The 14,473-nt window shown below is 70.3% G+C and carries 12 protein-coding genes and 2 pseudogenes; 8 read left to right on the top strand and 6 right to left on the bottom strand.

All coding sequences use genetic code 11. The annotated features are described in order from the left end of the window. Nucleotides 1-80 precede the first annotated feature (80 nt). Nucleotides 81-1,247, bottom strand: coding sequence for an L-rhamnose isomerase (rhaI, locus tag EIL87_RS21395; protein ID WP_125092352.1), 1,167 nt, complete (start codon nucleotides 1,245-1,247; stop codon nucleotides 81-83). A gap of 723 nt (nucleotides 1,248-1,970) precedes the next feature. Between rhaI and EIL87_RS27560 the strand changes: the two are divergent. Both EIL87_RS27560 and EIL87_RS27555 read left to right on the top strand, forming a co-directional pair. Beyond that, nucleotides 1,971-2,774: pseudogene (locus tag EIL87_RS27560) on the top strand (MFS transporter); the annotation flags it as partial. A gap of 61 nt (nucleotides 2,775-2,835) precedes the next feature. Beyond that, on the top strand, nucleotides 2,836-3,258 hold the full coding sequence (locus tag EIL87_RS27555) for an MFS transporter (RefSeq protein ID WP_233576451.1): 423 nt from the start codon (nucleotides 2,836-2,838) through the stop codon (nucleotides 3,256-3,258). A gap of 48 nt (nucleotides 3,259-3,306) precedes the next feature. Here the strand turns inward: EIL87_RS27555 and EIL87_RS21385 are convergent. Together EIL87_RS21385 and EIL87_RS21380 are read right to left on the bottom strand one after the other, a co-directional pair. Further along, a pseudogene (locus EIL87_RS21385) lies at nucleotides 3,307-3,399 on the bottom strand (L-rhamnose mutarotase); the annotation flags it as partial. A gap of 73 nt (nucleotides 3,400-3,472) precedes the next feature. After that, entirely contained in the window at nucleotides 3,473-4,276 is an 804-nt protein-coding gene (locus tag EIL87_RS21380; protein WP_125092351.1) for a maleylpyruvate isomerase family mycothiol-dependent enzyme, read from the bottom strand. 63 nt (nucleotides 4,277-4,339) lie between these two features. Between EIL87_RS21380 and EIL87_RS21375 the strand changes: the two genes are divergently transcribed. The 4 genes from EIL87_RS21375 (at nucleotide 4,340) to EIL87_RS21360 (ending at nucleotide 8,975) form a co-directional block, all read left to right on the top strand. Beyond that, the gene (locus EIL87_RS21375) at nucleotides 4,340-5,518 is read left to right on the top strand and encodes an MFS transporter (RefSeq protein WP_125092350.1); all 1,179 of its coding nucleotides are present in this window, start codon (nucleotides 4,340-4,342) and stop codon (nucleotides 5,516-5,518) included. Between the two features lie 63 nt (nucleotides 5,519-5,581). Further along, nucleotides 5,582-6,019, top strand: a complete 438-nt coding sequence (locus tag EIL87_RS21370) for a MaoC family dehydratase (protein ID WP_125092349.1) — start codon at nucleotides 5,582-5,584, stop codon at nucleotides 6,017-6,019. A 57-nt stretch (nucleotides 6,020-6,076) separates the two neighbouring features. Further along, nucleotides 6,077-7,654 (top strand): flavin-containing monooxygenase, encoded by a 1,578-nt coding sequence (locus tag EIL87_RS21365; RefSeq protein WP_125092348.1) that lies wholly within the window; start codon nucleotides 6,077-6,079, stop codon nucleotides 7,652-7,654. Nucleotides 7,655-7,844: 190 nt separating this feature from the next. Then, nucleotides 7,845-8,975 (top strand): 5-methyltetrahydropteroyltriglutamate--homocysteine S-methyltransferase, encoded by a 1,131-nt coding sequence (locus EIL87_RS21360; RefSeq protein WP_233576450.1) that lies wholly within the window; start codon nucleotides 7,845-7,847, stop codon nucleotides 8,973-8,975. A 378-nt stretch (nucleotides 8,976-9,353) separates the two neighbouring features. On the opposite strand, the gene EIL87_RS21355 is transcribed toward EIL87_RS21360, so the two are convergent. Beyond that, nucleotides 9,354-9,548 carry a ferredoxin gene (locus EIL87_RS21355; RefSeq protein ID WP_125092346.1) on the bottom strand — a complete coding sequence of 65 codons (195 nt, stop codon included), beginning with the start codon at nucleotides 9,546-9,548 and terminating at the stop codon, nucleotides 9,354-9,356. 441 nt (nucleotides 9,549-9,989) lie between these two features. Between EIL87_RS21355 and EIL87_RS21350 the strand changes: the two genes are divergently transcribed. Continuing rightward, on the top strand, nucleotides 9,990-11,447 hold the full coding sequence (locus EIL87_RS21350; protein ID WP_125092345.1) for an MFS transporter: 1,458 nt from the start codon (nucleotides 9,990-9,992) through the stop codon (nucleotides 11,445-11,447). A gap of 76 nt (nucleotides 11,448-11,523) precedes the next feature. Then, nucleotides 11,524-12,489, top strand: coding sequence for an alpha/beta hydrolase (locus tag EIL87_RS21345; RefSeq protein ID WP_125092344.1), 966 nt, complete (start codon nucleotides 11,524-11,526; stop codon nucleotides 12,487-12,489). Nucleotides 12,490-12,846: 357 nt separating this feature from the next. Here the strand turns inward: EIL87_RS21345 and EIL87_RS21340 are convergent, their stop codons facing one another. Both EIL87_RS21340 and EIL87_RS21335 read right to left on the bottom strand, forming a co-directional pair. Then, the gene (locus tag EIL87_RS21340) at nucleotides 12,847-13,848 is read right to left on the bottom strand and encodes a M14 family zinc carboxypeptidase (RefSeq protein ID WP_125092343.1); all 1,002 of its coding nucleotides are present in this window, start codon (nucleotides 13,846-13,848) and stop codon (nucleotides 12,847-12,849) included. Between the two features lie 50 nt (nucleotides 13,849-13,898). Beyond that, nucleotides 13,899-14,402, bottom strand: coding sequence for a GNAT family N-acetyltransferase (locus EIL87_RS21335; RefSeq protein ID WP_199740539.1), 504 nt, complete (start codon nucleotides 14,400-14,402; stop codon nucleotides 13,899-13,901). Nucleotides 14,403-14,473 lie beyond the last annotated feature (71 nt).

Genomic DNA, 14,473 nt, shown 5'->3' with positions numbered 1-14,473 from the left:
CGTCTCGGCCCCGCTCCCACCCGTCGCATCCGGTGGGACGTGGGTGCCTCCGGGGGAGGTTCCAGTGGAACTTCCGTGGCTCAGGCTTCCCAGCCCGCGGGGGTGCCCTCCTTGCGTCCGGCGATGATCTTCTCGCCGTAACCGGAGCGCTGGTAGGCGGCGATCGGGTCGGGATCAATGCCCATGTCCTCGCGGACCTCAGCGAGCAGCGGGCGGACGTCGGTGTTGTAGGCGTCCATGAGGACCGCGTGGGCACCGAGGACGTCGCCCTCGCGCTGGGCCCGGGCCAGGGCGTCACCGTCGACCAGCAGCGCCTTGGCGGTGGCCTCCTGGACGTTGAGCACCGAGCGGATCAGCGCCGGGACCTTCGGTTCGAGGTTGTGGCACTGGTCGAGCATGAACGCCACGTCCGCCGAGTCCTCCAGGGCGCCCGCGCGCACGATCTCGTGCATGATCCGGAACAGCTGGAACGGGTCGGCGGCACCGACCATGAGGTCGTCGTCGGCGTAGAAGCGGCTGTTGAAGTGGAACCCGCCGAGACGGCCGCGCCCGAGCAGGAACGCCACGATGAACTCGATGTTGGTGCCCGGCGCGTGGTGGCCGGTGTCGACCAGCACCTGCGCCCGCTCACCCAGGTCCAGGCAGTGCGCGTACGAGGTGCCCCAGTCCGGGACGTCGGTGGCGTAGAAGGCAGGTTCGAAGAACTTGTACTCCAACAACATCCGCTGGTGCTCGCCGAGTCGGTCGTAAGCGATCCGCAGTCCCTCCGACAGCCGCTCCTGGCGCTCGGCGATGGAGTCCTGGCCCGGGTAGTTGAGCCCGTCGGCGAACCACAGGCTCAACGCGTCGGAGCCGGTCACGTCCATGATGTCGACGCACTCCAGCAGTTGGCGTTGGGCCTTCTCGCGCACCGCCGGGTCGGGGTTGCAGAGGCTGCCGAGCTTGTAGTCGTCCTCCTGGAACGTGTTCGGGTTGATCGCCCCCAGCTCCAGGCCGAGCGATTCGGCGTGCGCGCGCAACGCGGCGTAGTCGTCGACCCGGTCCCACGGGATGTGCAGGGCGACGCTGGGCGCCACGCCGGTGAAGGCGTGCACCTGGGCGGCGTCGTCGAGCTTCTCGAACGGGTCGCGCGGAACACCCTCCTGCAGGAAGGTCTTGAACCGCGTCCCGGAGTTCCCGTAGGCCCAGGAGGGGGTTTCGATCCGCTGCTTGGTCAGCGCCGCTTTGACGGTCTTCTGGTCAGGCATCGTCGGCTCCAGTGCGCATCGCGGGCGAGGCACCACCGCAGCTCCGGACGGAGGGACGCGGTGACGCGAAGAGGGGGTTGAAACGTTTTAAGCTCCGAGGAAGCGTAGGCGGGTCCGGGAGCGCGAGTCAACAACCGTCTCGAAACCGCAGGTGGTGGGAAGCATCGCCTCGTCGGACGGGTTCGTCGTGGTCAAGCCCCCAGTGCGTCTCCGCTTCGAGGTCTTGTGGGCAGCTTGGCGCTGCAGGAAGTGACCGACGTGTGAAGCGTTGTGCGGCCAGGGGCTGGTGATGGCGGGTGTGGGGCGCTCGCCACGATCAGCGCTTCGCCTCTCGCGCTTGGGCGCGCAGGGGCGCTCCGCGGCCGGGCGGCTGCGGTACGACCGTCAGGCACAGGACTTGAGTCATCGGAGTGGTAGCCGCACGTGGCTCGGCGATGTCCAACCTGGACATCGACCCGTCCTTCTCGTGACGGCTCCCAGTGCGACCCCGTCCGCGGAGGTTCTGCTCCGAAGGCCAACGAATTCCGGCGCCGCCACGAGCACGCCTCCTGCCAGCAATCACTCGTCTTCGGGTGCTCCTCGCCGACGCGCCCGTGAGCCGATCAGCCTCTTGACGCGGGTGGGCCACCTCTCTAGTGTGCTCGCCACTAAAAACGTTTCAAGCGTCGTCTGCGCCCTGGAGCGGCCGACGTCCCGACTCGACGAGCTGCATGAAGGACAACGATGACTTCATCCGCTGCAGGAGTTCAGCAGAGCGAGAACGCCTCACCCCGACAGCACTGGAAGTGGTCGTTCGTAGCGGCGATGGCCAGCTACATCGACGCAGGATCGATCGTCGCCGGCTCGGTCGCGCTGAGCGTGTGGGTCTCGGCCTTCGGCCTCGGTGACAGCACCGTCGGCCTGCTCGGCGCGCTGAGCTCCAACGCGATCTCGGCCGGTGTGGGTGCGCTGGTCGGTGGGTACATCTGCGACCGCTACGGGCGCAAGAAGATCTACGCCTACGACCTGCTGCTGTACATGTTCGGCACGCTCTGGCTGATCTTCGCCGTCGACACCTGGATGCTGTTCGTCGGCTACATCCTGGTCGGCTTGGCCGTGGGCGCCGACATCCCGGCGTCGTGGAGCCTCATCACCGAGTTCTCGCCGGCTCGCAAGCGCGGCAAGCTCGGCGGCCTCTCGCAGGTCCTGTGGTCGCTCGGCCCGATCGTGACGCTGGCGCTCGGCCTGCTGCTGCAGCCCCTGGGCATGCTGGGCATGCGGTTGCTCTTCGCGAGCCTGTTCCTCGTCGCGCTGGTCACCTGGTGGATGCGGCACGGCATCGGCGAATCCGCGCGCTGGGAGTCGGAGGCCACCGGATCCGGTCCGGTGACGTGGGGCGCGGCGCTGCGCCCGCTGCTGAGCGGCAAGGGGCTGAAGCTGTCGCTGACGCTCATCGGCATGTACGGCATCTGGAACCTCTTCGCCGGCACCAACGGCTTCTACACGCCGTACCTGCTCAAGGCCTTCGGCAGCCAGAGCGACGCCGCCAGCGTCGGGTTGCAGTGCCTGTACTTCCTGCTGGTCGCGGTGTTCACCGTGCTGGTCTTTCATGCCGTTCAACGACCGGTTCAACCGCCGCCTGATGCTGGCCCTGTCCACGGTGGTCCAGGCGGGCGGCATGGTGCTGCTGGCGGTGCTGCCGCTGAACTTCGGTTCCGCGTTGGGCTACATCGTGGCCATCGGCATCGGTGGCGGGTTCGGCGCCCAGCACTTCTTCCAGATCTGGTCCGGTGAGCTGTTCCCGACCAAGCTGCGCAGCACCGCCCAGGGTCTGATGTTCGCGGTGGTGCGCATCGGTCTCGGTTTCTGGAGCTTCTTCGTGCCGATCATCACCGCGACCGGCTTCCAGACGCTGGCCTACATCCTGACCGCGTTCATCGTGATCAGCGGTGTCATCGGTGTCGTCTGGGGTCCGAAGACCGAAGGTCTGACCTTGGAGGAGATCGAGCAGGAGCAGGGATGGGCGACGTGATGCAGCGGATCTGCTTCGTCCTGCACGTCAGGCCCGACAAGGTCGACGACGCAGGAAGAGCGAGTAGTTGCGCCAGCCGGTGTCGTGCAGCGCCTCCCGCATCTCCGGCCACACCGCGCGGTGCCGTTCCCGGTACCCCGCTCCCCCAGGAACCTGCGTTCGCTCCGTGCGCGACTCCGCATCCGCTTCACCGCCCCGGAGCGGGTGAACGGCCTCAGATGGTGAAGGCGAGGTTCTTGGCGATGTGCTCGCCGAGCGCCTCATCGCCCTCGAAGGACACCGAGGGCAGGGCCTCGGCGGGGTCGACCCTGCCGCCGCAGAGCCGGGTGAACACGCCGAGCGGCAGGGTGATCCGGACGGTGGGGTCGCCGGGCAGCGAGTCGACGACCTTCGCCCGGCCGTCCACCGCGACGTGCAGGGTGCGCGACCCGAGCTCGAAGGTGACGCGGGATCCGTCCGGCGCGCTGGCGCGCTTGCCGACCACGAAGCCCAGCGCGGTGGTGATCTCGTCGATCGACAGGTCCGCCGGGGCTCCGCCGTCGCTCCCGGGCAGGCCCACCGCGTCGCGGACGTCCTGCTCGTGCATCCAGCAGTCGAAGACCCGGATCCGCATGAAGCGCGCGTAGGTGTCCTGGCCGGCCGGGGTCTTCGCCGGGGCGTGGAACTCCTCGTCCGGCATCATCCGCAGCGACTCCAGCCGTGCGGCCGTGGTGTCGCGGAACGTGGCGAGCACCGCCTCGTGCGGCTGCTCGCGGAAGTGCTCGACGTAGTGCTCGTTGCGCGCGCCGACGTCGTTGTGCACGTGCGGGTAAGAGGTCACGTCCTTGCCGCTGTCCGGGGTCGGCTCACCACTGAGCATCAGCTCGGTGCCGATGAGGTGTGCGGCGATGTCGCGCACCCGCCAGCCCGGCAGTGGCGTCTCCTGCTCCCACTGCGCGTCGTCCAGCTCGGTCAGCAACCGGTCCAGCTCGTCCCACTCGGTCGCCAGCGCGTCCACGATCCGTTCTCGATCCAGCACGCCTCGACACAAGCACCCCGAGCCCGGCGGGTCAACCGGAAGCGGTGAGGCAGACTGCGGGACATGCGTTCGGGTGTGCAGCGCGGCGCGATCGCCGTGGTCCAGGTGTTCGGGCTGGCAGTGTGGTTCTCCGTGTCCGCCGTGGTCCCCCCGCTGCGCCAGGAGTGGGGGATCAGCGCTGCCGCGGCGGTGTGGTTGACCGGATCGGTCCAGCTCGGTTTCGTCGCCGGCGCCGTCGGCTCGTCGCTGCTGAACCTCGCCGACCGGATCCGCCCGCACCTGCTGCTCGCGGCCAGCGCGGCCCTGGCCGCCGGGTGGACGCTGCTGCTCGCGGGCGCCGTCGACGGCATGGCCGGGGCGATCCCGCTGCGCTTCATGACCGGTGTGTGCCTGGCGGGCGTCTACCCGGTCGGCATGAAGCTGATGGCTTCCTGGGCGCCCAGCCGGGGGAGAGGTTTGGCGATGGGCCTGCTGATCGCGGCGTTGACGGTCGGTTCCGCGCTGCCGCACCTCATCGGCGGCTTCGGGGAGCTGCCGTGGCGCGCGGTGCTGGTCGCGGCCGCGGGAACCGCGTTGCTCGGCGCGTTGGTGGCGGTGACCGTGGTGCGGCCTGGCCCGCACCTGGCGGCCTCGGCGGGTGTGCACAACCCGCGCTACGCGGTGTCGATGTTCCGCGAACGCGGGCCGCGGCTGGCCAACCTCGGCTACTTCGGGCACATGTGGGAGCTCTACGCGCTGTGGACGTGGATCCCGACCTTCTTGCTGACCAGCGAGGCCGGGCGCGACCTGCCGGCCTCCACCGGGATCACCGTGTTCGTCACCATCGGCATCGCGGGTGCGATCGGCTGCCTGCTCGGCGGGTGGGGTGCCGACCGCTACGGGCGGTCCCCGGCGGCGGTGACCGCCCTGGTGATCAGCGGGGCGTGCTGCGCCCTGTCACCGCTCGCCTTCGACGCCGGACCCGTCGTGCTGGTGGTGTTCTGCGTGGTGTGGGGCGCTGCGGTGATCGCCGACTCGGGAGTGTTCTCGACGTCGCTGAGCGAGGCCGCCGACCCGCGCTTCGTGGGCACCGCGCTGACCGCGCAGACCGCCATCGGATTCGGGTTGACGGTGGTGAGCATCCAGCTGGTGCCGCTGCTGGCCGCGGCCGTGGGATGGCGCTTCGCGTTCCTGCTGCTGGCGCCGGGCCCGTTCATCGGCGCGGTCGCGATGCGCGCGTTGGGATCGCGCCGGGCGCGGTGAGTGGATTCGCGCCGCTCGCGCTGGTACCCACGGGGAGGAGTTCGCAGCGATCCGGAGGCGTGCATGAGCGACCCGTGGCCCCAGGGCAAACCCCAGGTCGGTAACACCGCGGAGATGTCCCGCACCATCGGGCCGACCGACATCCGGCTGTTCACCCAGATCAGCGGTGACCGCAATCCGCTGCACTACGACGCCGAGGCGGCCGAGGCCTCCCAGTTCGGGGAGATCGTCGTGCAAGGCGGTGTCACCAGCGCGGTGCTCAACGCGGTGGTGGCCGAGAAGCTTCCCGGCCCGGGCACGGTGTTCCTCAACGTGAACTGGAACTTCACCGCTCCCGCGCGGCCCGGCGACACCCTCACCGGGTGGGTGCGCGTCGACGAGGTCCGCGACGACAAGCCCATCACCAAGCTCACCACCACCGTCACCCGCGACGACGGCACGACGGTGCTGGAGGGCACGGCCGTCTGCTACACCATGGCCTTGTCCCGCCCGAGCGATTAGCGTCGCTCCCGGATCGGCCACAAGGCCTGCGCAGCAGGCGTTTTCTGAGGAGGTCGTGTGCGGGACGCGGTCATCATCGGCGCGGGGTTCTCCGGGCTCTACGCGCTGCACCGCTTGCGAGGCCTGGGCATGTCGGCCGTGGTGCTCGAAGCCGGGGACGGGGTTGGTGGGACCTGGTACTGGAACCGGTACCCCGGTGCCCGCTGCGACTCCGAGAGCTACTACTACTCCTACTCCTTCGACGAGGACCTGCAGCAGGAGTGGCGCTGGAGCGAGCGCTACCCGGCCCAGCCCGAGATCCTTGCCTACCTCGAGCACGTCGCCGACCGGTTCGACCTGCGGCGCGACATCCGGCTGAGCACGCGCGTGACCTCGACGGTCTTCGACGACGTCGCCTGGACCGTGACCACCGAGCGCGGTGACGAGCTGCGGGCGAGGTACCTGATCACGGCCGTGGGGTGCTTGTCCTCGGCGAACGTCCCGGACCTGCCGGGGCTGGAGGACTTCGGCGGCGAGTGGTACCACACGGGTCGCTGGCCGCACGAAGGCGTGGACTTCACCGGCAAGCGCGTCGGCGTCATCGGGACCGGGTCGACCGGTATCCAGGCCATTCCGGTCATCGCCGAGCAGGCGGCGCACGTGACCGTCTTCCAGCGCACCCCGAACTTCAGCGTGCCGGCGCGCAACGCGCCGCTGGACGAGGAGTTCCAGGCGTGGGTGCGCGCCCAGTACCCCGAGATCCGCGCGCTGCAACGGGAAACCGGCAACGGGCACCCGTTCCACGTCTCGTCCCGCAACGCCGTGGACGCCTCGCCGGAGCAGCGGCGGGAGGTCTACGAGCAGGCGTGGCAGCGAGGCGGCCTGCGCTTCCGCGCGACCTTCAACGACCTGCTGACCAGCAGGGAGGCCAACGACACGGCAGCGGAGTTCATCCGCGACAAGATCCGGGAGACCGTGCGCGATCCCGAGGTCGCCGAGCGGCTGCTGCCGCACGACCACCCGTTCGCCGCCAAGCGCCCGCCGATCGACACCGGGTACTTCGAGACCTACAACCGTGACGACGTCACCCTCGTCGACGTCCGCAAGTCGCCGATCGTGGAGGTCACCCGGGAAGGAGTGCGCACGACCGAGGACGAACACCCGGTGGACGTGCTGGTGTTCGCCACCGGGTTCGACGCGATGACCGGGCCGCTGCTGGCCATCGACGTTCGCGGCACCGACGGCACCCTCGCCGAGAAGTGGCGGGACGGGCCGCGCAGCTACCTCGGTCTGGCCGTGGCCGGCTTCCCGAACCTGTTCACCATCACCGGGCCGGGCAGCCCGTCGGTGCTGACCAACATGCCGACGTCGATCGAACAGCACGTCGACTGGATCGCCGACTGCCTGAAGCATCTGCGGGACCACGGTTTCCACCGCGTCGAGGCCACCGATCAGGCCGAGCGCGACTGGGCCCGCGAGGTCCGGGAAGCGGCGGGACGAACACTGCTCCCGCAGGCGGAGAGCTCCTGGTACCTCGGCGCCAACGTCCCCGGCAAGCCGCGGGTCTTCATGCCCTACGCCGGAGGGCTGGCGCACTACGCCCGCCTGTGCGACGACGTCGCCACCCGCGGCTACGAGGGCTTCCAGCTCGCCTGACCGAGCACCGCCGATGAACGGCGCTTCCGCGCGCTGCGGCGGCCGGGACATTTGTCGTGGTGCGGGCCAGACATCCACCGGGGGAGCGGTGGGTCATCGCACCGACGATCCGGGCTGGTCGCGGTGTTTGAGTGGTCTGCGGACAAGCGCTCCGGCCGAGCCGGGCGAGTCGATCGAGAGTGGGAGTACCGTGACGGGACCGGAGAAGTCCAACGCCAAGCCCCCGTTCCGCGCCGACCACGTCGGCAGCCTGCTGCGCCCGCAGCGACTGCACCGAGCCAGGCAGGACCACGCCGAGGGCCGCATCGACGCGGCCGAGCTGCGCGCTGTTGAGGACGAGGCGATCCGCGACGTCGTCCAGGCGCAGCGGGACGTGGGGCTGCAGTCGGCCACCGACGGGGAGTTCCGCCGCGCCTACTGGCACCAGGACTTCATCCTGCAGCTCGACGGCATCAAGCAGGGTGATGCGACCACGACCGTGCGCTTCCAGAACGAGGACGGCGTGGTCGAGTGGCAGCCCGCCGCGCTGCAGATCGCGGGCAAGGTCGGCCTGTCGGAACCGATCTTCCTCGACGCCTTCAACCACCTCGCCTCGGTCGCCGAAGGGGTCACGCCGAAGCTGACCATCCCGTCGCCGAGCATGGTGCACTACCGCGGCGGCAAGACGGCCCTGGACCCGTCGGTCTACCCGGACGTCGAGGAGTTCTGGAGCGACCTGTCCGCCGCCTACGCCGCCGAGGTCCGCGCCCTGGCCGACGCCGGGTGCACCTACCTGCAGCTCGACGACACGAGCCTGGCCTACCTCAACGACGAGAAGCAGCGCGCTGCCATCGCCGCGCGCGGCGAGGACGCCGAGCACCAGCACCTGCGCTACATCAAGCAGATCAACGCCGCGCTGGCCGACCGCCCGAAGGGCATGGCCGTCACCACCCACCTCTGCCGCGGGAACTACCGCTCGTCGTGGGTGGCGGAGGGTGGCTACGACTTCGTGGCCGAGGCCTTGTTCGGCGAGCTCGACGTCGACGGCTTCTTCCTGGAGTTCGACGACCACCGCTCCGGCGGGTTCGAGCCGTTGCGCTTCGTCCCCAAGGGCAAGCGGGTCGTGCTCGGTCTGGTCACCACCAAGCGCGGGGAGCTGGAGAGCAAGGACGACCTCAAGCGCCGGATCGAGGAAGCCACCAAGCACATCGACCTCGACCAGCTCTGCCTGTCCCCGCAGTGCGGCTTCTCGTCCACAGTGGAGGGCAACGCCCTCACCTACGACGACCAGATGGCCAAGCTCCGGCTCATCGTCGAAACCGCGGCAGAGGTCTGGGGCTGAGGAGGGCCCGCAGCGGCCGCCTCCCACGGTCGCTGCGGATCGTCTCCTCGGTGGTGCTGGAGCATACGACGGAGGCGCTGTTCCGCCCCCGCGCCGCCGCCACGGTGGGTTCGAAGTTCGCGAGAACTCCGACGCCCGAAGTCTCCCCGTCAGACCTCGCGCGAGTGGTGACGCCCGATCCCCGTCGAACTTCGCGCGACATTCGAACGGGGCCTCGGGCGGCACCCAACGCCGCGGGTGCGCGGGCGGTGTCGTGGCGAGGAGGTCGCGACGCCGTGCACCGGCGTGGGTCAGGAGCGGCGCGGGGAGTCCGCTGAGCCGCTGTGTTGCCCTCTCCCGGGTGGTGGCCACCCCCCGAGAACGCGACTCCTGATCAGCTCAGTCCTCGACGGTGATGGCCTGGGCTGGGCAGACCGCGGCGGCGTGCTGGACGTCGTCGGCCAGTTCGGGACTGGGCGAGTCGGTGAGCAGGACGGCGACGCCGTCCTCGTCCCGCTGGTCGAAGACGTCCTCGGCGGCCATGACGCACTGGCCCGACGCGACGCACTTGTCCTGGTCGATGGTGATCTTCATGGTTGTTCTCGCTCCGTGGTGGGTGTCGGGATCACCAGGTGCCGAGGCCGGGGTGCCGCAGGTGGCGTGCACGCGATCTCGTCGAGCGCGACGGCAGCTCCCTGCCCCGAGGCGCTGGTGCACGCCGAGGGGTCGTGCGGTCGGCGACGTCCGTGGGCATGGCCACGCCTCCGGGCCGGATGACCTCCGCTGCGCCCCTGCACATCGCAGACGGCGCCCTCGGGTCGGAGGCGCTCGAAGGTGACGCGTGCGGCAGTGGTTCGGAGAGGCGGCCCGCCGGAGCGTCCCGTCCACTGGCCGAGGACAGCGTGCTGGTCATCCCGGCCTCCCCTGTGATCTTGCTCGTACCACCTCGAAACTATCCCTGCCGACTGGATTAAGTCAACTGACTGAAATAGGGTGTCCGGGACATCTGCGGACACGAGGAGGGGCTCCCCGAGCATGCGAGCGATTCCCGGCAGGGTGGAGGAACCCGCGGCTCACGGGGAACAGGGGTCCACCTCGGTGGTGCTCGTGCTGGCCTTCGCCGGCATCGCGGTCTCCATGACCCATACCACGGTGGTGCCGCTGGTGCCCATGCTGCCCGGTCTGCTGCACGCCCCCGCCGCCGACACCGCTTGGGCGGTGACCGCGACGCTGCTGGCGGGCGCCGTGGCCACCCCGGTCGTCGGGCGCCTCGGAGACATGTACGGCAAGCGGCGGATGCTGCTGATCAGCCTCGCCACGCTCATCCTCGGCTCAGCGGTCTGCGGGCTGAGCTCCTCGCTGCTGCTGATCGTGGTCGGCCGCGCCATGCAAGGCCTGTCCTCCGGCGTCATCGCGCTGGGCATCAGCATCATGCGCGACGAGCTGCCCGCCGAGCGGCTCGGTTCGGGGACGTCGCTGATGAGCGCCTCGCTCGGCGTGGGCGGCGCGCTGGGGCTCCCGGCGGCCGCGTTCCTGGCCGAACGCACCGACTGGCACGTGCTGTTCTGGACCTCGGCGGCGCTCGGCGCGCTCGCCGCCGTGCTCGTGGTGCTGTGCGTGCCCGAATCTGCGGTGCGCTCCGGCGGTCGCTTCGACCCGGTCGGCGCTCTGGGGCTCTCCGCCGGGCTGCTCTGCCTGCTGCTGGTGGTGTCCAAGGGCGCGACGTGGGGCTGGGGGAGCGCGACCACCCTCGGGCTCGCCGCGGCGTCCGTCGTGGTCTTCGGCCTGTGGAGCCGGTGGGAGCTGCGCGTCGCCGAGCCGCTGGTGGACCTGCGCACCGTCACCCGGCGCCAGGTGCTGCTGACCAACATCGCCTCGGTCGTGTTCGGGTTCGCCATGTTCGCCCAGACGCTGGTGTTCCCGCAGGTCCTGCAGCTGCCCACGGCCACCGGCTACGGCCTGGGGCAGACCATGCTCGCCGTGGGACTCGTGCTGGCGCCCTCCGGTCTGGTGATGATGGCGATGTCGCCGGTGTCGGCCCGCACGTCCCGCGCGCGGGGACCGAAGGTGACGCTGATGATCGGGGCCGTGGTCGTAGCGGCCGGGTACGGGCTCGGCGTGGTGTTCCTGTCGCAGCTGTGGCAGCTGGTCGTCGTCTCCAGCGTCATCGGCGCCGGTGTCGGCCTGGCCTACGGGGCGATGCCCGCGTTGATCATGGCGGCTGTGCCGGTGTCGGAGACCGCCGCCGCCAACAGCCTCAACACGCTGATGCGCTCGATCGGCACGTCGGTGTCCAGTGCCGTGACCGGGGCCGTCCTGGCCCAGCTGACCATCGACTTCGGCCCGGCCACCCTGCCCTCCGAGACCGGCTTCCAGGTGATCATGGGCATCGGCTGCGCGGCCGCGCTGGTCGCGCTGGGCGTCGCCGCGTTTCTGCCCGGCCGGGACGAGCCGGCCGAGGCCGTTCTGGTCGCACCGCGGGCGGTGCGCTGAAATCGGTTGCGACCGGTGGTTGGATCGGTCCCGGTGCGGTGCAGGCGACCGCGCCGCGAGCAACGAGGAGAGTGCGATGCGCGAGGTTCTGCCACCGGTTCCCTTCGACCCGGAGCTGGAGGCTTTCCTGCGGACCATGCCCAGCACGGGCATGGGCTTCACGAGGGAGGAGATCCCGGGGCTGCGCGAGATGTCGCGGCAGTTCACCACCGATGAGCAGCTGGCGGCCGCGGGCTTCACCGTCGAGCACCGCGCGGTGCCCGGCCCGCAGGACGCGCCCGAGGTGCCGCTGGTGATCGTGCGCCCGGCCGAGCTCACCGAGGCGTTGCCGGTGATCTACTCGATCCACGGCGGCGGGATGATCATGGGCGACCACCGGCAGGCGCTCGACGTCATGGGCTCGGAATGGGGCCGTGACCTGGGATGCGCCATCGTGTCGGTGGACTACCGGCTCGCTCCGGAGAACCCGCACCCCGCGCCCGTCCAGGACTGCTACGCCGGGCTGCGCTGGGTCGCCGAGCACGGCGCGGAGCACGGCCTCGACCCGGCGCGCGTCGTGATCACCGGGGGCAGCGCGGGAGGTGGTCTGGCCGCCGCGGTCGCGCTGATGTGCCGCGACTTCGACGGTCCGAAGCTCATCGGCCAGCTGCTGCAGTGCCCGATGCTCGACGACCGCAACGACACCCCGTCGGCGCGCCAGATGCGTGGCCGGGGGATCTGGGACCAGCAGGCCAACGAGGTCGGGTGGACGGCGCTGCTGGGTGACGCCCGCGGTGGCGAGGACGTCTCGCCCTACGCGGCTCCGGCCCGCGCGGAGGACCTCTCCGGCTTGCCGCCGACGTTCATCGACGTCGGCTCGGCGGAGACCTTCCGCGACGAGAACGTCGACTACGCCACCCGCATCTGGCAGGCCGGCGGGGTCTGCGAGCTGCACGTCTGGCCGGGCGGGTTCCACGGCTTCCGGATGTTCCCCGAAGCGCAGCTCAGCAAGTCCGCCGCCGAAGCCCGCACCACCTGGCTGCGCCGGCTCCTGGAAGGCTAGGGATCGCTGCGCGTGGCGGTGCGGGAGGCAACCCCCGCAGGGGAGGAGGACATCCGTGCGCCGCTCCTCGAACGGCTGTCGCGGCGTGCTCGTGCCACGAACGTCACCAGAGCGGGGGTGGCGGACATTCCGCGCGAAATGTCGCCCCTCCCTCGCCGGGGTGACGCAGCACGCAGCCTCAGAACCCGTTTCGGTCCGGGCTGAGCCCCCACACCGGGAACAGCGGCTGCCGCGGCGAACCGCCTCGAGGCGGAAAACGCCCGCGTCCCTCCACCCCTCGCACTGTGCCGGGGGCGGAGAACGACTTCGCGCGAAATGTCGTTGCCCGGACGAACGACATCTCGCGCGAAATGTCGCTCAGTCGCCCGTACGGGCGTTCACCGCGGTGATGGGTTCGCCTCGCGGCGGGATCGCGTCGGCCTCGGCCGGGTCGACGTCGTTCACGGAGCCGTCGGCCGCGGCGTTGGCGATCGCGTGCATGGAAGCCAGGGCCGAGGAGATCTGGAACTGCTCGTGCTCGGCGCCCATGTCGCTGAGCTCGATGAGCACGCTGCCGCCGCCGAGCAGGCCGTAGGCGTTGCGGGCGATGCCCTGGTAGTCGCCTCCCGGGTACTGGGAGACGTTGGCGCCGCCCTCGTCCATCGCCGTCCGCGCGACGACGGAGACCTGCTTGGCCAGGTTCAGCGGTCCCTCTGCCACGTCCGGGTGCGTCGGCCACATCAGCGACGCGGTGATCTCCCGTCCGTCGTCGCCGACGTAGCGGCCCTGCATGTGGTAGTCGACCGAGACCTGGGGCTGGAAGTCGGCGTGGTGCCGCTGGATCAGGCCCGCTTCGGTCGCTGGGTTGTCCTCCGGCGCCACCGCCGGGTCGTGGTAGCGGTTGATGTCGTAACCCTTGCCCGCTTCACCGAATTCCGGCTCGGCGTCCGGGTCGTAGTTGTAGCGCCAGTCGTGCTCGTGCCCGTCGGGGTTGGCGCGCACGACGACGTCGACCGTCACCTGGTCGCGCAGCCAGCGCTGGTGCGGGTCGTTGCCGACACCGACCTCGCGCAGGAATTCCACGGCCGCAGGGGTTCCCAGCGGTTCGTCGCCGTGCTGCTGCGTGACGTAGAGCAGGCGCGTCGGGCCGTGCCCGACGCGAGCGCTCCACACCGGACGTCCCTGGTTGCTGGCGCCGATCGGCTTCACGCGGACTTCGCCGCGGCTGCGGAGCTGCAGGTCGAACAGCTTCCGCGCGAGCTCTTCAGTGCTCGGCCGCGGATCGACCTCGCGCGCTGCGCTCGCGGGAGCGATCAGCCCCAACGCTGTCACGACGGCGATGAGCACCGGCAGGAGTGCGAACCGTGTTCTCTTCATCATGACGAGGAAGTCTGCAGCCCCGAAACCGGCCGGACAAGATCTTCCGCGTTTCACCGCACCTCGCGTCGCATGCACGCCCGCGGCCACGCGTCCAGTCCTGCGACCCGTTCGGCCGCGCGGATGTCCCGCAACCCCGGGGTGAGCTCGTGCTCGGCGAGGTAGCGGAAGCCGCACCGCAGGTAGTACGGCCCGTTCCAGGGGACTTCGGTGAACGTCGTCAACGTCAGCGCGGGCAGGTCGCGCCGTCGCGCCCAGTTCTCGAGCGTGGCGATGAGCCGGTGACCGATGCGCTGCCGGGCGTGGCCCGGGTGCACGGTGACCTGCTCGACGTGCGCGCACCCGTCGACGAGGTCGGTGATGAGGTAGGCCACCGGGACGTCGTCGACGACGGCCACCCAGGCCCGGCCGGCCTCCTGGAACTCGCGCAGCACCTCCAACGGTGGCGGGGCGTCCTCGGCCACCAACGTCATGCCGAGCTCGGCGAACAACCTGCCCGCGGCCCGCTCCACCTCCCGCAGCACCGGGAGGTCCTCGGCTCTCGCCAACCGGATCACCGCTCCACCATAGGGGCTGTCGGGGATCGCTGGGGTCGGTTCGGGTCGCAGAACTTGAGCGGCTACCTGGT

The sequence above is a fragment of the Saccharopolyspora rhizosphaerae genome (genome assembly GCF_003931915.1).
GTDB classification, from domain to species: Bacteria; Actinomycetota; Actinomycetes; order Mycobacteriales; family Pseudonocardiaceae; genus Saccharopolyspora; species Saccharopolyspora rhizosphaerae.
Note: the sequence above shows the minus strand (reverse complement) of the source record. Positions and strands in the feature narration are given on the sequence as shown.